At 44.0% G+C, this 22,384-nt stretch carries 25 protein-coding genes and 2 other annotated features; of the genes, 1 reads left to right on the forward strand and 24 read right to left on the reverse strand.

Annotated features, from left to right (window positions below):
* Positions 1 to 227: 227 nt before the first annotated feature.
* The 24 genes from PBF_RS20220 to PBF_RS20335 form a co-directional block, all read right to left on the reverse strand.
* Positions 228 to 830, reverse strand: coding sequence for a class I SAM-dependent methyltransferase (locus tag PBF_RS20220; RefSeq protein ID WP_035332310.1), 603 nt, complete (start codon positions 828 to 830; stop codon positions 228 to 230).
* Between the two features lie 479 nt (positions 831 to 1,309).
* On the reverse strand, positions 1,310 to 1,675 hold the full coding sequence (rplL, locus tag PBF_RS20225) for a 50S ribosomal protein L7/L12 (RefSeq protein ID WP_035332312.1): 366 nt from the start codon (positions 1,673 to 1,675) through the stop codon (positions 1,310 to 1,312).
* A 57-nt stretch (positions 1,676 to 1,732) separates the two neighbouring features.
* On the reverse strand, positions 1,733 to 2,233 hold the full coding sequence (gene rplJ, locus PBF_RS20230) for a 50S ribosomal protein L10 (protein WP_035332314.1): 501 nt from the start codon (positions 2,231 to 2,233) through the stop codon (positions 1,733 to 1,735).
* A 35-nt stretch (positions 2,234 to 2,268) separates the two neighbouring features.
* Positions 2,269 to 2,408 (reverse strand) — a sequence feature (ribosomal protein L10 leader region).
* 50 nt (positions 2,409 to 2,458) lie between these two features.
* A complete protein-coding gene (gene rplA / locus PBF_RS20235; RefSeq protein WP_319003814.1) occupies positions 2,459 to 3,202 on the reverse strand; it encodes a 50S ribosomal protein L1 in 744 nt (247 codons plus the stop codon).
* A 111-nt stretch (positions 3,203 to 3,313) separates the two neighbouring features.
* On the reverse strand, positions 3,314 to 3,739 hold the full coding sequence (rplK, locus tag PBF_RS20240; RefSeq protein WP_009336545.1) for a 50S ribosomal protein L11: 426 nt from the start codon (positions 3,737 to 3,739) through the stop codon (positions 3,314 to 3,316).
* 211 nt (positions 3,740 to 3,950) lie between these two features.
* Positions 3,951 to 4,484 carry a transcription termination/antitermination protein NusG gene (gene nusG / locus PBF_RS20245; RefSeq protein WP_035332317.1) on the reverse strand — a complete coding sequence of 178 codons (534 nt, stop codon included), beginning with the start codon at positions 4,482 to 4,484 and terminating at the stop codon, positions 3,951 to 3,953.
* Between the two features lie 132 nt (positions 4,485 to 4,616).
* A complete protein-coding gene (secE, locus tag PBF_RS20250; protein WP_035332319.1) occupies positions 4,617 to 4,799 on the reverse strand; it encodes a preprotein translocase subunit SecE in 183 nt (60 codons plus the stop codon).
* Positions 4,800 to 4,934: 135 nt separating this feature from the next.
* Positions 4,935 to 5,078 carry a 50S ribosomal protein L33 gene (rpmG, locus tag PBF_RS20255; RefSeq protein WP_035332321.1) on the reverse strand — a complete coding sequence of 48 codons (144 nt, stop codon included), beginning with the start codon at positions 5,076 to 5,078 and terminating at the stop codon, positions 4,935 to 4,937.
* Between the two features lie 99 nt (positions 5,079 to 5,177).
* Positions 5,178 to 5,834, reverse strand: coding sequence for an RNA polymerase sporulation sigma factor SigH (gene sigH / locus PBF_RS20260; RefSeq protein WP_009336536.1), 657 nt, complete (start codon positions 5,832 to 5,834; stop codon positions 5,178 to 5,180).
* 70 nt (positions 5,835 to 5,904) lie between these two features.
* A complete protein-coding gene (locus PBF_RS20265; RefSeq protein ID WP_035332323.1) occupies positions 5,905 to 6,414 on the reverse strand; it encodes an NYN domain-containing protein in 510 nt (169 codons plus the stop codon).
* A gap of 2 nt (positions 6,415 to 6,416) precedes the next feature.
* Complete coding sequence (gene rlmB, locus PBF_RS20270; RefSeq protein ID WP_035332324.1) at positions 6,417 to 7,160, reverse strand: 23S rRNA (guanosine(2251)-2'-O)-methyltransferase RlmB; 744 nt, start codon at positions 7,158 to 7,160, stop codon at positions 6,417 to 6,419.
* Complete coding sequence (locus PBF_RS20275) at positions 7,157 to 7,582, reverse strand: Mini-ribonuclease 3 (RefSeq protein WP_035332327.1); 426 nt, start codon at positions 7,580 to 7,582, stop codon at positions 7,157 to 7,159. Before PBF_RS20275 ends, rlmB begins: the two co-directional genes overlap by 4 nt.
* Positions 7,583 to 7,585: 3 nt before the next feature.
* Positions 7,586 to 8,989 (reverse strand): cysteine--tRNA ligase, encoded by a 1,404-nt coding sequence (gene cysS / locus PBF_RS20280; protein ID WP_035332328.1) that lies wholly within the window; start codon positions 8,987 to 8,989, stop codon positions 7,586 to 7,588.
* A complete protein-coding gene (cysE, locus tag PBF_RS20285) occupies positions 8,970 to 9,638 on the reverse strand; it encodes a serine O-acetyltransferase (RefSeq protein WP_035332329.1) in 669 nt (222 codons plus the stop codon). Before cysE ends, cysS begins: the two co-directional genes overlap by 20 nt.
* Before the next feature lie 106 nt (positions 9,639 to 9,744).
* Positions 9,745 to 9,973, reverse strand: a binding site (T-box leader).
* A 46-nt stretch (positions 9,974 to 10,019) separates the two neighbouring features.
* Complete coding sequence (gene gltX / locus PBF_RS20290; RefSeq protein ID WP_035332331.1) at positions 10,020 to 11,477, reverse strand: glutamate--tRNA ligase; 1,458 nt, start codon at positions 11,475 to 11,477, stop codon at positions 10,020 to 10,022.
* Positions 11,478 to 11,563: 86 nt separating this feature from the next.
* Positions 11,564 to 12,049 carry a 2-C-methyl-D-erythritol 2,4-cyclodiphosphate synthase gene (gene ispF, locus PBF_RS20295; protein WP_035332332.1) on the reverse strand — a complete coding sequence of 162 codons (486 nt, stop codon included), beginning with the start codon at positions 12,047 to 12,049 and terminating at the stop codon, positions 11,564 to 11,566.
* 14 nt (positions 12,050 to 12,063) lie between these two features.
* The gene (gene ispD, locus PBF_RS20300; protein WP_035332333.1) at positions 12,064 to 12,750 is read right to left on the reverse strand and encodes a 2-C-methyl-D-erythritol 4-phosphate cytidylyltransferase; all 687 of its coding nucleotides are present in this window, start codon (positions 12,748 to 12,750) and stop codon (positions 12,064 to 12,066) included.
* Positions 12,751 to 13,118: 368 nt separating this feature from the next.
* Positions 13,119 to 14,207: a PIN/TRAM domain-containing protein gene (locus tag PBF_RS20305; RefSeq protein WP_035332335.1), complete on the reverse strand. Its 1,089-nt coding sequence runs from the start codon at positions 14,205 to 14,207 to the stop codon at positions 13,119 to 13,121.
* 218 nt (positions 14,208 to 14,425) lie between these two features.
* On the reverse strand, positions 14,426 to 15,499 hold the full coding sequence (gene disA / locus PBF_RS20310; RefSeq protein ID WP_035332336.1) for a DNA integrity scanning diadenylate cyclase DisA: 1,074 nt from the start codon (positions 15,497 to 15,499) through the stop codon (positions 14,426 to 14,428).
* 2 nt (positions 15,500 to 15,501) lie between these two features.
* On the reverse strand, positions 15,502 to 16,881 hold the full coding sequence (radA, locus tag PBF_RS20315) for a DNA repair protein RadA (protein WP_035332338.1): 1,380 nt from the start codon (positions 16,879 to 16,881) through the stop codon (positions 15,502 to 15,504).
* A 311-nt stretch (positions 16,882 to 17,192) separates the two neighbouring features.
* Positions 17,193 to 19,643, reverse strand: a complete 2,451-nt coding sequence (gene clpC / locus PBF_RS20320; protein ID WP_035332340.1) for an ATP-dependent protease ATP-binding subunit ClpC — start codon at positions 19,641 to 19,643, stop codon at positions 17,193 to 17,195.
* Between the two features lie 4 nt (positions 19,644 to 19,647).
* Positions 19,648 to 20,727 carry a protein arginine kinase gene (locus tag PBF_RS20325; RefSeq protein WP_035332341.1) on the reverse strand — a complete coding sequence of 360 codons (1,080 nt, stop codon included), beginning with the start codon at positions 20,725 to 20,727 and terminating at the stop codon, positions 19,648 to 19,650.
* 1 nt (position 20,728) lies between these two features.
* The gene (locus PBF_RS20330) at positions 20,729 to 21,277 is read right to left on the reverse strand and encodes a UvrB/UvrC motif-containing protein (protein WP_035332343.1); all 549 of its coding nucleotides are present in this window, start codon (positions 21,275 to 21,277) and stop codon (positions 20,729 to 20,731) included.
* Between the two features lie 23 nt (positions 21,278 to 21,300).
* Positions 21,301 to 21,762, reverse strand: a complete 462-nt coding sequence (locus tag PBF_RS20335) for a CtsR family transcriptional regulator (protein WP_009336509.1) — start codon at positions 21,760 to 21,762, stop codon at positions 21,301 to 21,303.
* Positions 21,763 to 21,984: 222 nt separating this feature from the next.
* Here PBF_RS20335 and PBF_RS26875 point away from each other — a divergent pair.
* Positions 21,985 to 22,384, forward strand: a 400-nt coding sequence (locus PBF_RS26875; RefSeq protein WP_235192296.1) for a hypothetical protein, incomplete at its 3' end; no start/stop codon positions are given.

A 22,384-nucleotide genomic window follows, 5' to 3' on the forward strand; every position in this document is an offset into this window, starting at 1 on the left:
CCGGGCTTCTCCCCCAAAAAAGCACAGGGATATAAGCCAAACCTCCATTCTTATAAGACAAAAAGAAAAAGGGTTTTCACTTCAAAAACCACATTTTCACAATACGACTATTATTTTGTTAGCTTTCCCATTAAAACCAAATTTATACAACTATTAGATAAATTTAGTTATAAATAGAAATATAATATGTTGGCATTTTACAATACTATCATAGCAAAAAAGTCAAGTCAATCTTTTTTTGCCCTTAAAATAAAATAGCCTTTTTTCTTTTCTGCTGTCTCCACTTCACCGAATAACTCTGTCAGTTTATCGATCGCAGATGGCGCACCCTGCTTTTTCTGGATGACAACCCATAGCTCTCCACCCGATATCAGAGCTTCAAAGCTTTGTTCAAAAATATCATGCACCACCTTTTTCCCGGCACGGATTGGCGGGTTTGTCAGGATAGCCGCAAACTTATTGCCTTTCGTATTTTCAAGGCGGTCACTTTCATAGATTTGGACATTTCTTATGCCGTTCAATTCAGCATTTTCTTTAGCCAGTCCAAGCGCTCTTTCATTTACATCAACCATATGAACAGTCCGTTCCGGCATCAGCTTCGCTGCTGTCAGCCCGATAGGCCCATATCCGCAGCCGACATCGAGAATGTTCCCATCAGCTTCCGGCTGCTCAAATGTCTCGATTAGTAATTTAGATCCAAAATCCACTTCACCCTTCGAAAAAACACCGTTGTCTGTTTTAAAGCGGAATGGGAATTCCTTTAGAGTATAACTCCAGGTTTTAGGGCTGCTATCAACTTGCTGTGTTTTGGAATAGTAGTGTTCAGACATGAAATCACCTCCAGGAGTATATATAAGAAGAAAAAAGGAGAATCACAAATTAAGTGGTTTCGAAGGAATTATATAGGATTGCCCATTAAAAAGCAAAAAGTTAAAACAAAAGCGTAAGCGCCTTGCTCACGAATGAACGCAGACTAAGAGCGCCACGTCCTGTTGCAACGTCTGCATGACCCGCATCCACCCAAAAGCTGTCGCTTTTGGTCGTGCGATGATTATGCTGATGAAGCCTTCCTTGTCCTGCTGGCCTCAGGCATAAGAAGGTTCCTGGAAGAAGGCGTTTTTCCTTCTGAAAGGAAACGGCTTATGACCCCGAGTCCCTAGGAGCCGCAACTAGGCAAGCTTGTGACCTCGAGGGGGTAAGCGCTGAAGCTAGACGCAGACAAATTCAACCACATAGTTATAACATTCGCGATTTTAAAATTCCCCAAAACAAAAAGCCCGCTTATGCAGCGGACTTTTCATAAAGGCTATTACTTAACTTCAACGCCAGCTCCAACTTCTTCAAGCTTAGCTTTAACTTCTTCAGCTTCTTCTTTAGAAACGCCTTCTTTAAGAGCTTTTGGAGTGTTGTCAACAAGTTCTTTCGCTTCTTTAAGTCCAAGACCTGTGATTTCACGTACCACTTTGATAACTTTGATTTTTTGGTCGCCTGCAGAAGCAAGAACAACGTCAAATTCAGTTTTCTCTTCAGCAGCGCCACCAGCAGCAGCTCCACCCATCATTGCTACTGGAGCAGCAGCAGTTACACCAAATTCTTCTTCAATAGCTTTTACTAAGTCGTTAAGTTCTAAAACAGTCATAGATTTAACTGCTTCAATGATTTGTTCTTTAGTCATGATTATGTTTCCTCCTTATTTTTGGTTTGAATCTATTAGTTTAACGCTAAAATTAACTTACGCGCCTTGTTCTTCTTTTTGATCTGCAACAGCTTTTGCAGCAAGAGCAAGATTGCGGATAGGTGCTTGAAGTACGCTGAGTAGCATAGAAAGCAAGCCTTCGCGTGATGGTAGTTCAGCAAGAGCTTTGACTTCTTCTACTGAAGCGATATTTCCTTCGATTACACCTGCTTTAATTTCAAGTGCTTCATGCTTTTTCGCGAAATCGTTAAGGATTTTCGCTGGAGCAACTACATCTTCTGTGCTGAACGCGATTGCGTTAGGTCCAGTTAAAGAATCGTTTAAACCGGAAAGTTCAGCAGCTTCAGCAGCACGGCGAGTCATTGAATTCTTGTATACTTTGAATTCCACGCCAGCTTCACGAAGCTGTTTACGAAGTTCAGTAACTTCAGCAACAGTAAGACCACGGTAGTCAACAACAACTGTTGATAAACTTGATTTAAGCTTATCAGCAATTTCATCTACGATTTGTTTCTTTTGTTCGATAATGCTGCTCATCCTTACACCTCCTGTAGAATTTTTCTACATTCATACCGTCCAATAAAAAACCTCCACGACTTTGCAGACATGGAGGAAGTATACAATAGCAAGAAAAAGCAATTCTATCGTAATACCTCGGCAGGAAATTAAGCAATTAAGCACCTGCTGTCTACGGCACAAATGTTATTATATTTTAACAACAAAATACATATTACTATATGCATTTCCAATTGTCAATTGGTATTATTTTACTGCAACAGATGAAGGATCTACTTTAACGCCAGGTCCCATTGTAGAAGTAACAGAAACGTTCTTCATGTAAGTTCCTTTAGCAGCAGCAGGCTTCACTTTCATCATTGTGTCGAAAATAGTGTTGAAGTTTTCAACAAGCTTTTCGTCTTCGAAAGATACTTTACCGATTGGCACGTGGATATTACCAGCTTTGTCAACACGGTATTCAACTTTACCTGCTTTGATTTCGTTAACTGCTTTTTGAACGTCAAAAGTAACTGTGCCAGTCTTAGGGTTTGGCATTAAGCCTTTAGGTCCTAATACGCGGCCAAGTTTACCAACTTCACCCATCATGTCAGGTGTAGCAACGATTACATCAAAGTCGAACCAGCCTTGGCTGATTTTGTTGATGTATTCAGAATCGCCTACGAAATCTGCTCCAGCAGCTTCTGCTTCTTTCGCTTTTTCGCCTTTAGCGAATACAAGAACGCGCTGAGTTTTACCAGTTCCGTTTGGAAGAACAACCGCTCCACGGATTTGCTGGTCAGCTTTCTTAGGGTCAACTCCAAGGCGGAATGCTACCTCAACAGTTGCATCAAATTTTGCAAAATTAGTTTTCTTCGTAAGTTCAATTGCTTCAGCAATCGGGTAAGCTTTTGAAGAATCAACAAGCTTCACAGCTTCTGCGTACTTCTTACCTTTTTTAGCCATTTTTATTTCCTCCTTGATTGTGGTTTTAGCGGAATAACCTCCCACGTTTAAAAGCGGAGGCGCCCATTAAGGCGCCTGCTCTTGACAGAACAAAGGTTGCGAGTGAAACCAAATTCAACGTCGCAACCTCATCCCTAAATCTGCTTCATACATGGATTAGTCTTCGATAACGATACCCATGCTGCGTGCAGTACCTTCAACCATACGCATTGCAGCTTCTACACTTGCAGCGTTTAGATCAGGCATCTTTGTTTCAGCAATCTCGCGTACCTTGTCACGCTTGACTGTTGCTACTTTATTACGGTTTGGTTCACCAGAACCAGACTCGATTCCAGCCGCTTTCTTAAGAAGAACTGCAGCAGGAGGAGTTTTCGTAATAAATGTAAATGAACGGTCTTCAAAAACCGTGATTTCAACAGGAATGATTAAGCCAGCTTGTTCAGCTGTGCGAGCGTTAAATTCCTTACAGAATCCCATGATGTTAACACCTGCTTGACCTAGTGCCGGTCCTACCGGTGGTGCAGGGTTCGCTTTACCTGCAGGGATTTGCAGCTTTACAAGTTTGATTACTTTTTTAGCCACGAGACACACCTCCTTAAAGTCCGTGATGTGGTAATAGGGAAAGTTCCCTCCCACTCAACTTATAGTCTTTATATTAAGATAAAGAACTTTTAACTATTGTCCAGTCTCTTTGTCCGAGACATACTGACCTTTGAAATATTATCACTTTTCAAAGCCAATTTCAAGTTTTTTTACAAAGATATATAAAAGTACTTTCACAAAAGGCTGATTCTTACAGTTTTTCAATCTGTGAAAAATCAAGTTCAACCGGAGTGTCACGGCCAAACATGTTCACAAGCACTTTAATCTTCGCCTTATCTTTATCAATATCTTCAATCGAGCCTGTGAAGTTCGCAAACGGACCTTCTTTCACCTTAACGGTTTCGCCGATCTCAAAATTGATGTCAAAGCGGGCTTCTTCAACACCCATATGCTTAAGGATATGAGTAACTTCCTCAGGCAATAGCGGAGTCGGCTTTGAGCCTGAACCTGCCGAACCTACGAATCCGGTTACACCCGGAGTATTTCTTACTACATACCAGGAATCATCTGTCATAACGATTTCTACCAGTACATAACCAGGGAAGACCTTGCGCTTCACTACTTTTTTCTTGCCGTTTTTCAATTCTGTTTCTTCTTCTTCCGGAACTACCACGCGGAAGATTTTATCTTGCATACCCATTGATTCAACACGTTTCTCCAGATTGGCTTTGACTTTATTTTCATAGCCGGAGTACGTATGAACAACATACCAATTCTTTTCCATTTACGAGGACTTGTTCGTCCTTCCCTCCCTGTATTCAACAATTTATTATTTTTCTCCAAATTAAAAAACCCGTTTCCGGGCTTTGCAAATGTTTCCTGTGTTATTCTCCATTATACCATGGAAACTCAGGGGTTATTCAAGAATTATACGAATCAATTCAGAAATTCCCAGGTCAAGCACTGCAAAAAACAGAGCGAAGAACGTAACTGTAGCAAGAACGGTAACAGTATAGCTTGTCAGCTCTTTGCGTTTAGGCCAGCTGACCTTTCTCATTTCCCGGCCAACTTCACGGAAAAAATTCACGATGCGCTGCATTTCGTAACCCCCAACTTTCAAAAGATATATCCTTTAACAAGAAGCGAAAGCGGCTTCAAATCAGACCGATCTTCCAATCTGCATAAAACACTCAGCTTCAGTCTATTTAAAAGAACAAACTTCTTATCTATATAATCACTTTGTTTCTTTATGAATCGTATGAGCACTGCATGTGCTGCAGAATTTCTTCAGTTCCAGCCGTACAGCATCATTTTTGCCTGCAGTGGAATAATTCCTGGAACCACATACAGAGCAAGCCAGTATTACTTTTTTCATCATATTTCCACCTACTAAGTCACATTACGCCCTTAAAACTTTAACACGCACCCTAAAACATGTCAATAACTGCAAAAAAAGCAAGGTGTTGGGAAATTATGTCTACAGGGAAAATTCACGCACTTCCAGATATCTTTCCAGCTTTCTTTTCACTCGCTGCAGAGCATTGTCAATCGATTTAACATGGCGGTTCAGTTCTTCGGAAATTTCCTGATAGGACTGCCCATCCAAATAAAGAGCAAGCACCTTACGTTCAAGGTCGCTCAAAAGCTCAGACATTTTCACTTCAATATGATCAAATTCTTCCTGGTTGATAATCAGCTCTTCAGGGTCCATAACCTTCGCCCCGGAGATAACATCCATAAGCGTTCTGTCCGATTCCTCATCATAAATGGGCTTGTCCAAAGACACATATGAGTTCAGCGGAATATGCTTTTGGCGGGTCGCTGTCTTGATGGCGGTTATGATTTGCCTGGTGATGCACAGCTCGGCAAACGCTTTAAACGAAGACAGCTTGTCCTCTTTAAAGTCGCGGATCGCCTTGTATAAGCCGATCATTCCCTCTTGTACAATATCTTCTTTATCTGCGCCAATCAAAAAATAGGATCTTGCTTTTGCCCGGACAAAGTTGCGGTACTTATGAATCAGATAATCCAGAGCCTCACTCTCGCCCTTATGAACGAGTTCCACTATTTCTTCGTCCTCAAGCTGGATAAAGTCTATAAGATTTTCGTCGATTGTCTTGAAGTCAGCACTCACTAGGATCCCCCCGACCGTACAAGCATGGTTAGAAACATTATACAGCACGGTTTTTTCAAGCGTCAACCGCTCATTGGCCCCCTCTGCGCCATTTTTCAAAAATTTCTGCCACTTCGTCGCTGAGAGGTATCTTGGAAACTGGCTTTTTCTCCTGAATTTTTTTTACTTTCTTTTCGATGCTGCTTTCAATCAAATTCATTTCATTCAGCAGCTCCCTCGCTGATTTTCTTAACGCCCCCTGGCCAAATATGACCCATTGCTCCGTGAAATCGGAGGTTGCCACATGAATTTGGGTTTTAATATTGCTGAGATCGATAGCTAATTTTTCGATGCGTTCATCGGCCGTTTCATTATTCCGCGTGAAAATAACTTCGATCTTTGAATTCTTAAACTTTTTTTCCGTGCCCTTTACATAGTGGGCATCAAACACGACAATCACTCTGTACCCGGAATATCCTTGGTACTCGGCCATTTTTTCAATCAGTCGGTCTCTGGCAGATGATAAATCCTTGTTTTTGAGCTCCCTGAGTTCTGGCCAAGCACCAATTATGTTGTATCCGTCAACAAGAAGGATGTCCATTTTTATCCCTCGAGCGGGTGCCGTTTCCGATAAACCTCATACATGAGCAGCGCAGCCGCAACTGATGCGTTAAGGGAAGTAACATGTCCAGCCATAGGCAGGTTAATGAGGAAGTCGCATTTATCCCGGATCAGGCGGCCCATTCCTTTACCTTCACTGCCGATTACAAGGCCTAAAGGCATCGTTCCATCCATCTGGCGGTAGTCCTGTTTCCCTTTTGCATCTGTACCGGCGATCCAGACGCCTCTTTCTTTTAATTCATCAATCGTTCTTGCCATATTGGTAACACGGACAACCGGAATATACTCTATCGCTCCTGTGGATGCTTTAGCTACCGTTGCTGTCAGCCCGACTGCTCTCCTCTTCGGAATAATGATTCCATGTGCACCGACTGCATCAGCCGTTCTCATGATGGACCCCAGATTGTGCGGATCCTCAATTTCATCCAGAAGCAGGAAAAACGGTGCTTCATTTTTCTTTTCCGCAGCAGCAAACAGATCATCGATTTCTGCGTATTGATAGGCAGCAACCTGGGCGATGACGCCTTGATGATTTCCCTCTGCCATCCCATCTATTTTTTTCTTGGGTACAAACTGGACCAGCACCCCGGCGGACTTCGCCAAACCGATTACCTGCTGCATCTGTCCGCTTTGCGAACCTTCTGCAATAAAAATCTTATTAATATCCCTCTCTGACTTCAATGCTTCAATGACGGGATTCTTCCCAATGATAAAATCCTGGCTCATTTCACCGCTCCTCCTTTCTTTTTCTCAACTAAATCTATGGATTCCAGAATCAGCTCTTCCATCCGCTCCTGTCTTTTCGCTAAAAACAGGTAGCCGATCAGCGATTCAAAAGCTGTGCTGTATCTGTATGTTTGGACATCTGTATTTTTCGGCACCGAACCGGACTTGGCATTCCGCCCCCTACGGACGACTGCCAGTTCTTCTTCTGTCAGCCGTTCTGAGTCCATTAATTCATGAATGATCAGGGACTGGGCTTTTGCAGAAACATACCGGGTCGCCTCCTTATGGAGAAAATGAGGCCGAACCCGTCCATTTTGCAGGAGATGGTGGCGTATATAGGTCTCAAATACCGCATCCCCCATATACGCCAGGGCAAGACTATTCAATTGTTTTTCATCTACTTTATTATCATAGTGAAGCATTGCTTAGCCTCTTTTCCATCTGATTCCCTGCGGAGTATCTTCAAGGATAATATTCATTTCCTTCAGCTGATCGCGGATTTTGTCTGCCAGTTCGAAGTTTCGCTCTTTTCTGGCCTGCTGCCTCTCTTCAATCAGCTGTTCAATTTCCTCATCCAGAAGGTCTGCATGTGACTCTTCAAGTGAAAGACCCAATACATCAAACAGCGTTTCAAATTCTTTCGTGAAAGCATCGATCACTTCCACAGCTGTGTTTTTCTCCATCAGATAATAATTCGCAAGCTTAGACAGCTCGAACAAAATGGAAACGGCATTCGCTGTGTTAAAATCATCATCCATATCTTGAATGAACTGCTCATGAAGAGCTGTAATTTTATCCAGCCACTCCTGATTATTATCGGTCAGGTTCACACTTGCTTCTCTGCGGTGCAGTAAATTATGATAAGACGTTTTAATGCGCTCAAGCCCTGTCCGGGTATTTTCCAGAAGCTCATCACTGTAGTTGATCGGATGCCTGTAATGAACCGACAGCATGAAGAATCTTAAAACCTGCGGGTCATGCTTTTGGATAATGTCATGGACCAGGACGAAATTCCCCAGTGATTTGGACATTTTTTCGTTGTCGATATTAATATAGCCGTTGTGCATCCAGTAGCGTGAGAAGGTTTTTCCTGTCAGTGCTTCCGACTGGGCAATTTCATTTTCATGATGCGGGAAGGCCAGATCCTGACCGCCAGCATGGATGTCAATCATGTCCCCAAGGTATTTCTTCGCCATCGCCGAGCATTCGATATGCCATCCGGGTCTTCCTTGCCCCCAAGGACTCTCCCACGCGATTTCGCCTTCCTTCGCCGCTTTCCAAAGAACAAAATCAAGGGAGTCCTGTTTCTTCTCGCCGACGGCAATGCGGGCTCCGACTCGCAATTCATCAATGGACTGATGGGAAAGCTTGCCGTACTCATCAAATTTCCGGGTATGGTAATAGACATCTCCCTCTGACTCATACGCAAAGCCTTTATCAATCAATGTCTGGATAAATTCAATAATGATATCGATGCTTTCTGTTACTCTCGGGTGGACATCGGCTCTTCTGCAGCCAAGCGCAGAAACGTCCTCGAAATAGGCATTAATGAACCGTTCAGCAACAGACGGAACATCCGTTCCCAGTTCGTTGGCCACGCGGATCAGCTTATCATCCACATCCGTAAAATTAGAAACATACTCTACATCGAAGCCGCGGAACTCAAGATATCTTCTTACGGTATCAAATACAATCGGCGGGCGGGCATTCCCTATATGGATATAGTTATAAACGGTTGGCCCGCACACATACATTTTCACTTTTCCCTCTTCTAAGGGAATAAAATCTTCTTTTTGACGAGTAAGTGTATTATAGATTTGAATGGCCATGAATCTGGCTCCTTTCTTTCCTCAATGTTTCGACTTCCGTTTTTAATCCCCGCAGCTCCTCCTCCAATTCCTTAAACCGGTCAGCAATTGGATCAGGAAGATCACAATGATTTAAATCTTTGTTGATTTTCACACCATCCCGGACTTTCACTCTTCCAGGAATCCCGACTACCGTTGAATTTGGCGGAACCTCATGAAGAACAACAGAGCCTGCACCGATCTTAGAATTCTCCCCAATAGTAATAGAGCCCAAAACCTTCGCGCCGGTTGCAATCAGGGCGTTGTCCCTAATGGTAGGATGGCGCTTGCCTTTTTCCTTCCCGGTTCCTCCCAGTGTCACTCCCTGAAAAACTGTTACGTTATCACCGATTTCACATGTTTCCCCGATGACAACCCCCATGCCATGGTCGATAAAAAAGCGTCTGCCGATCTTTGCTCCCGGGTGAATTTCAATTCCTGTGAAAAAGCGGCTGATCTGGGAAACCACTCTTGCAAGAAAATAAAACTTCCGCTTAAAAAGTGCGTGGGCAATGCGGTGTGACCAGACAGCATGCAATCCTGAGTAGGTTAATATTACTTCCAAATAACTTCTTGCTGCCGGATCCTGTTCAAATACCACTTCGATATCTTCCTTCATTCTTGCAAACATGGTTCATTTCCCCTCCTGACATAGATCTCTTATTTTTATAAATGTTTTTCTCATATACTATTTTCTTGCGGGTTTTGCATATAAAAAAGCGCCTCTGCCACAATCGGACAGAGACGCTTTACGCGCGGTTCCACTCTGTTTAGGCTAAAACAGCCTCAACTTTAACTTGTTAACGGATAAGTTTCCGCTCAAATCTACTTGGAAGCATGGCGTCCGTTCGAGTTGAGGCTCAGAGGCGCACTTCAGAATAAAGAGAGGCTTAAACCACTTTCAGCCGGTGATGGTTCTCTCTAAAAAGCATCTTTTTTCTTACTTTTCCTCTTCAACACTTTTCAATATAGAATAATTTACTTAATACTATATTACATTTTCTCCAAGATGTTAACCAATAATGCTCATTAATCGAGTTTTTACTTTTTCTTGTCCTAAAAGCTCGATGGCCTGCGGCAGATCCGGTCCATGGGTTTGGCCAGTCGTTGCGGAACGGATAGGCATGAAGAGCTTTTTGCCCTTGTGGCCTGTTGATTTCTGCACAGCCTTCATAGCCGCTTTAATTTCATCTGCTTTGAATTCAGAAAGTGCATCAATTTCCTGCAGGAATGCAGACAGCACTTCAGGAACCTGCTCTTCAGCCAGAACTTCCTTCGCTTCTTCATCTACGGTCATTTCCTCTGTGAAGAACAGTTCTGAAAGCTCAACAATCTGAGCCCCAAAACTCATTTTTTCCTGGTAAAGAGTGATCAGGCTTTTAACCCATTCTTCGTTTTCCTGCTGCCAGTTTTCGCTGATTTTCCCTGCCTTCACCAGGTGAGGGGCTGAAATGGACACCAATCGCTCCTGATCAAGCTTCTTGATGTACTGGTTATTCATCCATTCAAGCTTCTGCTTATCGAAAAGGGCCGGAGATTTTGAAAGGCGGTTTTCATCAAAGATATCGATGAATTCTTCTTTGGAGAAAATCTCTTCCTCCCCTGCAGGAGACCAGCCAAGAAGAGCAATAAAGTTAAAGAGTGCTTCTGGCAAATAGCCGAGCTCTTCATATTGTTCAATGAACTGAATAATCGTCTCGTCGCGCTTGCTCAGTTTTTTGCGGCTTTCATTGACAATCAGGGTCATATGGCCAAACACCGGAAGGTCCCAGCCCAATGCTTCATAAATCATCTGCTGCTTAGGCGTATTGGAAATATGGTCATCTCCGCGCAGGACATGAGAAATTTGCATCAGGTGGTCATCCACTGCTACCGCAAAGTTGTAGGTAGGCGTGCCGTCTTTCTTGACGATGACATAATCGCCAAATCCATCAGACTCAAATGACACTTCCCCTTTTACCATGTCATTGAATGTCAGCATCTTGCCTTTTGGCACCAGGAAGCGGATGCTCGGCTTTCTGCCTTCAGCTTCAAGTGCTGCTCTTTCATCCTCTGTCAGATTGCGGCATTTTCCTGAATAAGCAGGGGTATCGCCTTTTGCAGATTGAGCTTCACGTTCTGCTTCCAGCTCCTCTTCCGTACAATAGCATTTATAGGCATGCCCTTTTTCGAGCAATTCCTTGTAGTAGGTTTCATAGATATGATTTCTTTCAGATTGGCGGTACGGGCCGTATTCGCCTTCCCTGTCAATGCTTTCGTCCCAATCCATGCCAAGCCATTTTAAATAATGAAGCTGGCTTTCCTCGCCTCCTTCAATATTCCGTTTCTTATCTGTATCCTCAATGCGGATGATGAACTTTCCGCCTTTGCTTCTTGCAAACAAATAGTTAAAAAGCGCCGTTCTCGCATTTCCGATATGTAAATGCCCAGTCGGACTCGGAGCGTAGCGGACGCGGATTTCATTTGACATACTGATTGCCTCCTTAAAATCTTAAATCTATTAAGTTTATCGTAAGCTATATTTTAACACTCAGGTTTTTCTTCTGAAAGGTAATTTTAACGGTTCTCTTTCTTTTTCAGCAAAACAGCGGCCTGGGAGGCGATTCCCTCTCCCCGTCCTGTAAAACCAAGCTTTTCTGTAGTGGTTGCTTTCACATTAATATTTTCTTTATCTGTTTCCAGAAGCTCTGCAATCCGCTCCTGCATTTCACCGATATGAGGAGCCATCTTCGGCTTCTGGGCAATGATGGTGCAGTCTGCATTAACCAGCTCATACCCTTTTTCTTTTACGATTCTCCACACATGCTGCAGCAGCTTTGCCGAATCGGCATCCTTGAATTCAGGATCGGTATCAGGAAAATGCCGTCCAATGTCCCCTTCTCCAATGGCACCAAGGCAGGCATCTGCCACTGTATGCAGCAGGACATCTGCATCTGAATGCCCTAAGAGCCCTTTCTCATATGGTATTTCAATACCCCCGATAATCAGCGGGCGTCCTTCAGCAAACTGATGAACATCAAAACCTTGTCCAATCCGAAACATGATAACAATCCCCTTTACATATGACTTCTTTTCTTTATAATTGCTTCCGCAAAATAAATATCTTCCGGCGTAGTCAGCTTAATATTATCGTAACTTCCCTCAACAATCACCACTTCTTTGCCTAACCGCTCCACGAGGCTCGCATCATCTGTTCCTAAAAAGCCGTCTTCCTCGGCCTTGCGGTGTGCCTCGAGCAAGGAAGAAACACGAAAGGCCTGTGGAGTTTGAACAGCCCACAGGCAGGAACGTTCAAGTGTTTCTGTGATTAAATGCCCGTCAGCTTTTTTAACGGTATCCTTCAGCGGCACTGCAAGAACAGCTGCCCCCTCGTCCCGCGCTGCTTTCACCAGAGGCTGCAGTAAATCCCGGGTAATAAAAGGGCGGGCAGCGTCATGAACCAGCACTACTTCCTCACCCGAAGCCGCTTTGGCCGCATTATAGACGCTATGCTGCCTTTCCTTCCCGCCTTCTACCATAGCAGCCACTTTCGTAATATGATGCTTTTTTAAGAGAGCGCGCATTTCTTCCTCATCCTGTTGGTTAATGGCCAGGACAATACCCGTGCACTCCGGGTCACTCTCAAACACTCTTAACGTATGTATAAACACAGGGACATTCCCAATTTCCAGAAGAAGCTTATTCCTTCCTGCTCCCATTCGTTTCCCCTGGCCGGCTGCCGGGAGAATCGCTTGATAATTCATATTCTTGACTCCTCTTTTTAGAAAAGCGCAAGCGCCTTGCTCACGAAGGAACGCAGACTAAGAACGCCACGTCCTCCCAAAAGCTGTCGCTTTGGGTCGTGCGATGATTATGCTGACGAAGCCTTCCTTGTCCTGCGGGACTCAGGCATAAGACGGTTCGGCGTTCTTCCTTCTGAAAGGAAACGGCTTATGACCCCGAGTCCCTAGGAGCCGCAACAAGACATGCTTGTGACCTCGAGGGGGTAGGCTGCTTGCGCTAGACAGTTATCGACGTTTAAAATTTTATTCTTTCTTATTTGTTAAAAAAGCAGGCAAAAAGGCAGGGAAATCAATCTCCCTGCACGTTCTGTCCTACTTTCCATCATACATTATAAAGCTTTTTCGAGAAGCTTGGGTTTTGCAAAAATCATTCTTCCTGCTGATGTCTGCAGAACACTTGTGACAAGCACGTCAATATGTTTGCCAATATAATTTCTGCCTTCTTCCACCACGATCATCGTGCCGTCGTCCAGATATGCAATCCCCTGATTCTGTTCCTTGCCGTCTTTTATTACCTGTACCTTCATTTCTTCTCCTGGAAGCACAACCGGTTTCACAGCATTAGCCAGGTCATTAATATTAAGGACTGCCACTTTTTGCAGTTCACAAACTTTGTTTAAGTTAAAATCATTGGTTACAACAACGCCATTCGTTAACTTAGCCAGCTTTACCAGCTTGCTGTCCACCTCTTGAATTTCTTCAAAATCGCCTTCATAAATTTCCACATTGATCGAAAGCTCTTTTTGGATCCGGTTTAATATATCCAGACCCCGTCTGCCTCGGTTGCGCTTTAATACATCTGATGAATCAGCAATATGCTGCAATTCTTCAAGTACAAATTGCGGAATGACAATCGTGCCTTCCAAAAAGCCCGTCTGGCAAATATCAGCAATGCGGCCATCGATGATAACGCTTGTATCAAGGATCTTGAGTGATTTTTTAGGTGCAGCTTCAGGCTCAAGTTCTTCTTCACTGTTCTTCTTTTTCTTGCTTGTAAATAAACTTAAAAGCTCATCCCGCTTTTTAAAGCCAACCTGAAATCCCAGATAGCCGAATATAAGCGTCAGCACAATAGGAGCTACTGTATTCAGGATCGGCACCTCAATCGCATTTAGGGCATATCCGATTAAAAAAGCAATAATTAATCCAAAAACCAGGCCGACACTTCCAAAAATAATATCTGTTATAGGTACTTTTACCAGTGATTCTTCTGCCCATCTCACGAAATTGACGACATGATCAACCGCCCAAAAAGTTAAAAGATAAAAAATAATAGCACCTAAAATGGCGGACACGTATGGATTGTTTAAAAGAGGAATGTCATCTAAACTGATTAATTTTAATAAGTCAGGAATTAAAAATATCCCAAGCGTTACTCCAATAATAAGGAAGCATGCCTGTACAATACGTTTTAACATTCCGTCACCTCCTTTTAATCATTATAAACAAATTCACAAAATTGAAACCCAAAATCCGGGGTAATTTCAATTTTGTCACTTATAATTATTTCACGATAGTAAACTACCTGTTTAAATTAATATTTTCAGCCACTTTAAGGGTAGCACCATTGGCAATAAACTGTCAAATAATTAACTTACCATTTTAGCATAACCAATTACATAGTTCAATGGTCTCTTTATAGCTGACGATCCGCAAAAACCTGCTCTTTTATGAGCTTAAGCCCCTCTTTAATTTTTCTTGCCCGCACTTCCCCGATTCCTTCCACCTCATCGAGCTCCTCAACCGTTGCCGTGATGATATTCGGAAATTCTTCAAACCGGTTAATCAGATTATCGATAATAATTGGCGGCAGGCGCGGAACTTTATTCAGCATGCGGTAGCCGCGGGGGCATTTGAATTCCTCAGTATGAATATACCCGTTATAGCCAAGAAGTTTAAGAATGACAGAGTCTTCGAGCATTTCCCCTTTTGAAAGCTCCTGAAGCTTAACAAGCGCAGCTCTGGAATCAATGTCCCTTGAATAAGCATAGTCTTTTATTATCCATTCCGCTTCCCTCTCAAGCTCCATCAGCAGCTCATTCATCTGGAGCCGGATCAGCCTTCCTTCAGTACCCAGTTCGCTTAAATAGGTGAGCAGCTCATTTTTAATGCGCAGAACCATTTCGATACTATGAAAAACATGCAGGATGTCACTGTAGGTCACAAGCTCCTCAAATTCCAGGATGCTTAGATTGCCGATGCTCTGTTCAAGAACGACCTTATATTTTTCAAGCGTCTGCACGGCTACATTCGCCTTCGTTAAAATAACGCCAATATCCCTCAGGGCATAGCGGAAATGTCCTTTATAAAGGGTAATGACATTGCGCCTCTGGGAAATGGCAATCACTAATGCGCCTGTTTGCCGGGCAACCCGCTCCGCCGTCCGGTGCCGCATGCCCGTTTCCGTAGAGGGCACACCAGGATCAGGAGCCAGCTGGGCATTCGCAATCAGAATCATGTTCCCTTCTTCATTCAAAATAATAGCCCCGTCCATCTTGGCCAGCTCATACAAATAACTTGGAGAAAATGGGCAATTAATTTGAAACCCCCCATCAACAAGGTTGCTCAGCTTTTCTTTTGAGCCCAATACAATCAGCCCGCCTGTATTGGCGCGCAGAACATTATCAATCCCTTCCCTGATAGGCGTACCCGGAGCCATGAACCGAAGAATTTCACTCATCGTTTTTTCGCCCACTTTTTTAGTCTCCATCTTTATCCCCCTAACGCAGCCTTTAGCGCTTCACCAACAGAGCTTACTCCGATCAGCTCAATTCCTCCCGGTGCGCTCCAGCCGCCAAGATTGTTCGCCGGCAGGATGACCCGTTCAAAGCCCAGCTTAGCCGCCTCCTGCACTCTTTGTTCGATTCTTGAGACTCTCCTGACCTCGCCTGTGAGTCCTACTTCTCCGATAATGCAGTCTGTTGCTTTTGTCGGCTTATCCCGAAAGCTCGACGCAATGCTGACCGCTATGGCCAAATCAATTGCCGGTTCATCCAGCTTTACTCCGCCCGCGACTTTTAGGTAGGCATCCTGATTTTGCAGGAGCATTCCGACCCGTTTTTCCAAAACGGCCATCAGGAGCGGAACCCGGTTATGATCGATTCCGGTTGCCATTCGTCTTGGATTTCCAAAGCTTGTCGGGGAAATAAGTGCCTGAATTTCAACCAGAACTGGCCTCGTCCCCTCCATGGAAGCAACGACTGTTGAACCGGCAGCTCCCTGTGACCGCTCTTCCAGGAAAATTTCTGACGGGTTAGCCACTTCCTCAAGCCCAAGTTCCTTCATTTCAAAAATGCCCATCTCGTTTGTTGAGCCGAATCTGTTTTTTACGGCACGCAAAATCCGGTATGTATGATGGCGTTCACCTTCAAAATATAAAACCGTATCAACCATATGTTCCAGAAGTCTTGGACCCGCAATGGAGCCCTCCTTTGTAACATGCCCTACGATAAAAATGGCAATTCCCTTTGTTTTGCCAATGCGCATTAGTTCAGCGGTGCATTCACGGACCTGGGAAACGCTCCCCGGCGCCGATGTCACTTCCGGATGGAAAATCGTCTGTATGGAGTCGATAATGACAAAGTCAGGGTTGACTGTTTCAATCGTTCTGCTGATTTCTTCAAGGCTGGTTTCCGAATAAACGAGCAGACTGTCTGAAGAAACACCCAGGCGGTCAGCCCGCAGCTTCGTCTGGCGCATGGATTCTTCCCCAGATATATAGAGGACCGAATGCTTCCTGTTCGCAAGCTGTGAGGACACTTGAAGAAGAAGAGTTGATTTCCCGATGCCCGGATCCCCCCCGATAAGAACAAGGGAACCTCTTACAATACCGCCCCCGAGGACACGGTTTAATTCTTTTAAATCGGTATGTATGCGGGGTTCGCTGACTGTTTCGATGGATGTAATCGGCGTAGCTTTTGCGGCTATGGCTGTGCCCTGTGAATGCGCGAAAGCGCCTCTTCTCGTTGAAGCCGGCTTTTCCACCTCTTCCACCATCGTATTCCATTGTCCGCACCCCGGACATTTTCCCATCCATTTCGCTGATTCATAGCCGCATTCCTGGCACATGAATTTCGTTTTTCTTTTAGCCATCCTTCTTCCCCTCTCTGTACATTCATACCAGCCGCGGTAAAGGAAAATCTTATTATTACCGGCCTTGCGTGGAAGAACCAGTGATGAAAGAAGTACGTTTACTTCCTATTCCCTTTTCCAACGGTTCTTAAAATGTTTTTGTCCAGATATCTTTTCCTCTCTTAAAATTAACATAAAACGGCTGAATAAACCTCTTTTAAGGCTGCATTTAAAAATGGCCTGAAAGAGTACAAAAAGGTACACGTATAACAGGGACGTGTACCTTTTTGCTGTGTAAATCATCTGATGCTTTTATTATGGTTCGCTAAACCTTATTTTTGAAGGTTTGCTGTTCTGCTTGGTTCTCCGGTTCTCACAACAAATTCTCCATCCTTCACATCGATTACCACGCTTTGCCCGGTTAGGACTGTTCCTCTTAACAGCTCTTCGGACAAGCGGTCCTCAATATGCTTTTGAATGGCCCGGCGGAGCGGACGTGCTCCATACTCTGGATCATAGCCCTCAACCGAGATTTTTTCTTTGGCTGCATCTGTCAATTCCAGTGTAATATCCTGTTCCTTCAAACGTTTCGTTAATGTATCAGACATAAGCGAAACGATTTCCTGAAGATGCTTTTTCTCCAATGCATGGAAAACGATAATTTCATCGATACGGTTCAGGAATTCCGGACGGAAGGACTTCTTCATCTCTTCCATTACCTTTCCTTTCATATCTTTGTAATCCTGTTCTCCATCCTGGATGTTAAAGCCAACGTATTTGTTCCGCTTAAGTGCTTCAGCACCTACATTAGATGTCATAATCAGAACAGTATTGCGGAAATCGACGGTTCTTCCCTTCGAGTCTGTTAATCTTCCGTCTTCCAATACCTGTAATAGGATATTGAATACATCAGGGTGGGCCTTTTCAATTTCATCGAGAAGCACAACAGAATATGGTTTTCTGCGGACTTTTTCGGTTAATTGGCCTCCTTCTTCATACCCTACATAACCTGGAGGAGAACCTACCAGACGGGATGTGGAGTGCTTCTCCATGTATTCTGACATATCGATGCGGATCATCGCATCTTCGTCACCGAACATAGCTTCTGCTAAGGCACGGGCCAGCTCAGTTTTACCAACTCCAGTCGGGCCAAGGAATACAAATGAGCCAATCGGGCGCTTCGGATCTTTAAGACCTGCACGGGCACGGCGGACAGCCTTTGAAATGGCTTTAACGGCTTCTTCCTGCCCGATTACACGGGAATGAAGGATTTCTTCCAGATTAAGAAGCTTTTCTGTTTCAGTTTGGGCAAGCTTCGAAACAGGGATTCCAGTCCAGCTGGCCACCACATTGGCAATGTCCTCAACCGTCACTTCACTGTTTTCTTTGCCCTGCTTTTCTTTCCATGTTTTCTTCGTTTCTTCCAGCTGTTCACGCAGGCGCTGCTCCGTATCCCTTAAGGAAGCTGCTTTTTCAAATTCCTGGCTTTGAACGGCAGCATCTTTCTCTTTTCTTACATCCTCAAGCTTAACCTCAAGCTCTTTCAGGTTAGGAGGCGTAGTATAAGAGCGCAGTCTTACCTTAGAACCTGCTTCATCAATTAAATCAATCGCCTTATCCGGAAGGAAGCGGTCTGAAATGTAGCGGTCTGACAGCTTTACGGCCGCTTCAATCGCTGCATCTGTAATGGTTACGCGGTGATGGGCTTCGTAACGGTCGCGCAGCCCCTCAAGAATTTGAACAGATTCTTCGGCTGTCGGCTCATCAACCGTAATCGGCTGGAACCTTCTTTCAAGTGCCGCATCTTTTTCAATGTATTTTCTATATTCATCAAGTGTAGTTGCACCAATGCACTGAAGTTCGCCGCGGGCAAGAGATGGCTTGAGAATGTTGGAAGCATCAATCGCCCCTTCCGCTCCTCCTGCACCTATTAATGTATGAAGCTCGTCAATGAATAAAATGATGTTTCCTGCCTGCCTGATTTCATCCATTACCTTCTTCAGGCGGTCTTCAAATTCACCGCGATACTTCGTTCCGGCAACCACTGTACCCATATCAAGCGTCATAACCCTTTTATCTCGAAGAGTCTCCGGCACTTCATTGTTAATAATCTGCTGCGCAAGGCCCTCTGCAATGGCTGTTTTACCTACACCAGGCTCACCAATGAGAACCGGGTTGTTTTTCGTCCTGCGGCTTAACACTTCAATCACACGCTGAATTTCTTTGCTTCGTCCTATAACCGGATCGAGGCTTCCTTCTCTGGCAATAGCAGTCAGGTCACGTGCCAATCCATCCAATGTCGGTGTGTTCGCATTGGCAGCGGAGCCTCCCTGATGGCTGCCGGACTCATTGCTGCCTAACAGCTGAAGCACCTGCTGGCGCGCTTTATTGAGGCTGACTCCAAGATTATTCAGAACCCTCGCAGCAACGCCTTCGCCCTCACGGATCAGGCCAAGCAGAATATGCTCTGTTCCTACATAGGAATGGCCAAGCTTCCTTGCTTCGTCCATGGAAAGTTCAATCACTTTCTTGGCACGCGGTGTATAGTGAATGGTCTGGGAAGCATCCTGTCCCCTGCCTATTAAATTCTCAACCTCTTTTTGAATCTTATCAGAGCCGAGTCCTAAAGCATACAGAGCTTTAGCCGCAATTCCTTCACCTTCGCGTACAAGCCCAAGCAGAATATGCTCTGTTCCGATGTTATTATGTCCTAAACGGATTGCTTCCTCCTGTGCTAAAGCCAATACCTTTTGAGCTCTTTCCGTAAATCGTCCGAACATCATATTTTCATCCTCCCAACTCTTGATCTTCCATTTTTAATCTTTCCCTAATTAGTGAAGCTCTGCGGATATCGCGTTCATGCGGTCTGAGCTGCCCGCCTGCATATTGCTGCAGGAAGCCGGGCTGTGTCAAAATCATAAGCTCATTCAATATATTTTTTGATATGTTTTTGATGTACTTCATATCAATTCCCAGGCGAACATCAGACAAGCATTGTGCTGCTTCCTTTGATTCAATGATCCGGCTGTTTGATAAAACGCCATAAGAGCGGAAGACTCTATCTTCTAATTGTATGTTAGAAGTCTTTGCTAATGCTTCCCTTGCCGATCTTTCCTGAGAAATCAGCTGACTGACAACGCTTTTCAGATCCTCGGCGATATCCTCTTCTGATTTTCCGAGAGTAATCTGATTTGAAACTTGAAAGATATTACCTAAAGCTTCGCTGCCTTCCCCGTAAATTCCTCTAACAACTAAACCTAACTGGTTAATTGCCGGAATAATCCGGTTCATTTGCTGTGTGAGAACGAGGCCCGGCAAATGCATCATAACCGATGCCCTGAGCCCTGTTCCTACATTTGTGGGACAGCTTGTTAAAAAGCCAATATCTTCATCAAATGCATAATCGGCTTCTTCCTCCAGCCAATCATCAATTTCATTCGCCATATTTAAGGCTTCAGAAAGCTGAAACCCCGGAAACAGGCATTGAATCCTTATATGGTCTTCTTCATTAATCATGATGCTGACTTCTTCATTTTCAGAAAGAAGGCAGGCACCATGAGTTGAATTCTCAGCAAGATGGGGACTGATCAAATGCTTCTCCATCAGCACTCTTTTTTGAAGCGGCTGAAGGTCATCCATTAATAAAAGCTCCATTTCCCCAAGTTTTGAAAAAGAAGAATGCTCCACCCTTGCCTTTATTTTTTCAATGACTGCTTCTGCTTCTTCATTTGAAAATAAAGTAGGGAATTTATATTGCTTTATATTGCGGGCGAGTCTGATTCGTGAGCTTAATACAATATCGGAATCAGGTCCTTCCGCACTCATCCAGGAGCTGATAGCTTGATTTATGAAACGTTCCAGTGACAAGCTACTCCCCTCCCTTTTGATCGGCATTGAGCTGCCTTTCCAATTTCCTTATTTCGTCTCTCAATTCTGCCGCTCTCTCAAACTCTTCTTTGGCAATCATTTCTTTTAAATGATTTTTTAAATCATCAATATTCCTGCGCAAGTGAATGGTTCCCCCGATTCGTGCCGGAATTTTCCCGCTATGTGAGGAATTCCCGCTGTGCAGCCTTCTAAGAATGGGGTTCAATTGGTCTTTAAAAGTCTCATAGCAGCTGGCGCATCCAAAACGGCCAACTTTAATAAATTGCTGAAAGGTCAGGGAGCATTGCTCACATTGCAGAACCTTCTCCTTCTGAAAAGGATCCTGGCCCGCTCCCTGAAAGGCAGGCTGAATATTCAAAAGGCCAGCAAGCAAGTTATTTATTGAAAAACCGGACCCGCTGCCCAGCATAAACATTTCACCTTTTTCCTGTGCGCATTTCTCGCAAAGATGAAACTCTGCTTTCTCTCCATTTACAACCTTTGTAAAGTGCAGCGTGGCCGGCCTTTGATTACATTCCTGACAAATCATGACTTCACCTCTCCAGCTCACTACTATTTATATTTCAAAGTGGTCAACATTGCCTTAAGCATTCTCGCCCTCAGCTCATCCCTGAAAGGAAGATCAATATACAGGACAGAACGATCTATAACACTAAGCATTATTTTAGCTTCCCTGTGTGTTATAATCTCTTCTTCTACCAGACGGTAGATGACATTCTCCGCACTGCTCTGGGCAATCCTGCTCTGCACTAAAGATATTAACTGGTCAATCAAATCAGCATGGTCATAGGACTGGACTTTCATAATCCGGATAAAGCCACCGCCGCCCCGCTTACTTTCTACTGCATAACCTTTTTCAATCGTGAAACGGGTGTTGATCACATAATTGATCTGAGAAGGAACACATTGGAATTTGTCAGCAATTTCGCTTCTTTTAATTTCCACGATTTCCCTTTCACTCTTCTCTAAAACCTGTTTGAGATAATTTTCAATTATGTCGGATATATTCCTCACCAGGCCTCCCCCTATCTGACTTTGACTATATTTGACATTAATTATACATGATTTATGTAATTTTTTGCAATTGGCGGGTATTAATAATTTTCCCCCATTTTTTGACTTCCCAAACCTGATAATGGAAGTTAATGTCCATAACAATATATTTTTGGTTGGGCAGGTTTGTGCTTGGGTGGGAGAAGTTTTCTATGCAGGAGCTGATTGTCCTTTGGATAGGGGATGGCGGAACTGGGTGGAGCTGCTGAATGTGTGCAGTATTTAGGTTCTCTGAAGTACGGTTTATCTGACTTGTTTGGAGATTTATCTAACACGTTTTTGATTATATCCTGCAGAAGTTTCATTTTATCTAACAGGTTTTGGAGTTTATCTTACATTTGGCACAAATACTCTTTGAAGAGAACAGATTTGAGTTTTAAAACAGACGGGGCAATAGGGAGTGGCGCATATCTGCGTGAAAGTGACGCATATGTTGACCGGTGTGACGCATATATGCATTTTTCAATTAAAAGAAGAGTCCAGCTAATTATGATACCGATAATTCCATACAAAAAAGAGCACCCTCAAGTGCTCTTTAAATTGCCCGGCAGCGTCCTACTCTCACAGGGGGACAGCCCCCAAC

This window comes from Cytobacillus firmus DS1, assembly GCF_000565285.1.
Classification (GTDB): Bacteria; Bacillota; Bacilli; order Bacillales; family Cytobacillaceae; genus Cytobacillus; species Cytobacillus firmus_A.

Bases quoted from the DNA above. Each gene is read 5' to 3' on its own strand.
- PBF_RS20220 (WP_035332310.1), bottom strand. From the start codon at position 830: ATGTCTGAACACTACTATTCCAAAACACAGCAAGTTGATAGCAGCCCT.
- rplL (WP_035332312.1), bottom strand. From the start codon at position 1,675: ATGACTAAAGAACAAATCATTGAAGCAGTTAAATCTATGACTGTTTTA.
- rplJ (WP_035332314.1), bottom strand. From the start codon at position 2,233: ATGAGCAGCATTATCGAACAAAAGAAACAAATCGTAGATGAAATTGCT.
- nusG (WP_035332317.1), bottom strand. From the start codon at position 4,484: ATGGAAAAGAATTGGTATGTTGTTCATACGTACTCCGGCTATGAAAAT.
- secE (WP_035332319.1), bottom strand. From the start codon at position 4,799: ATGCAGCGCATCGTGAATTTTTTCCGTGAAGTTGGCCGGGAAATGAGA.
- rpmG (WP_035332321.1), bottom strand. From the start codon at position 5,078: ATGATGAAAAAAGTAATACTGGCTTGCTCTGTATGTGGTTCCAGGAAT.
- PBF_RS20265 (WP_035332323.1), bottom strand. From the start codon at position 6,414: ATGGACATCCTTCTTGTTGACGGATACAACATAATTGGTGCTTGGCCA.
- rlmB (WP_035332324.1), bottom strand. From the start codon at position 7,160: ATGAGCCAGGATTTTATCATTGGGAAGAATCCCGTCATTGAAGCATTG.
- PBF_RS20275 (WP_035332327.1), bottom strand. From the start codon at position 7,582: ATGCTTCACTATGATAATAAAGTAGATGAAAAACAATTGAATAGTCTT.
- cysS (WP_035332328.1), bottom strand. From the start codon at position 8,989: ATGGCCATTCAAATCTATAATACACTTACTCGTCAAAAAGAAGATTTT.
- cysE (WP_035332329.1), bottom strand. From the start codon at position 9,638: ATGTTTGCAAGAATGAAGGAAGATATCGAAGTGGTATTTGAACAGGAT.
- gltX (WP_035332331.1), bottom strand. From the start codon at position 11,477: ATGTCAAATGAAATCCGCGTCCGCTACGCTCCGAGTCCGACTGGGCAT.
- ispF (WP_035332332.1), bottom strand. From the start codon at position 12,049: ATGTTTCGGATTGGACAAGGTTTTGATGTTCATCAGTTTGCTGAAGGA.
- ispD (WP_035332333.1), bottom strand. From the start codon at position 12,750: ATGAATTATCAAGCGATTCTCCCGGCAGCCGGCCAGGGGAAACGAATG.
- PBF_RS20305 (WP_035332335.1), bottom strand. From the start codon at position 14,207: ATGTTAAAACGTATTGTACAGGCATGCTTCCTTATTATTGGAGTAACG.
- disA (WP_035332336.1), bottom strand. From the start codon at position 15,499: ATGGAGACTAAAAAAGTGGGCGAAAAAACGATGAGTGAAATTCTTCGG.
- radA (WP_035332338.1), bottom strand. From the start codon at position 16,881: ATGGCTAAAAGAAAAACGAAATTCATGTGCCAGGAATGCGGCTATGAA.
- clpC (WP_035332340.1), bottom strand. From the start codon at position 19,643: ATGATGTTCGGACGATTTACGGAAAGAGCTCAAAAGGTATTGGCTTTA.
- PBF_RS20330 (WP_035332343.1), bottom strand. From the start codon at position 21,277: ATGATTTGTCAGGAATGTAATCAAAGGCCGGCCACGCTGCACTTTACA.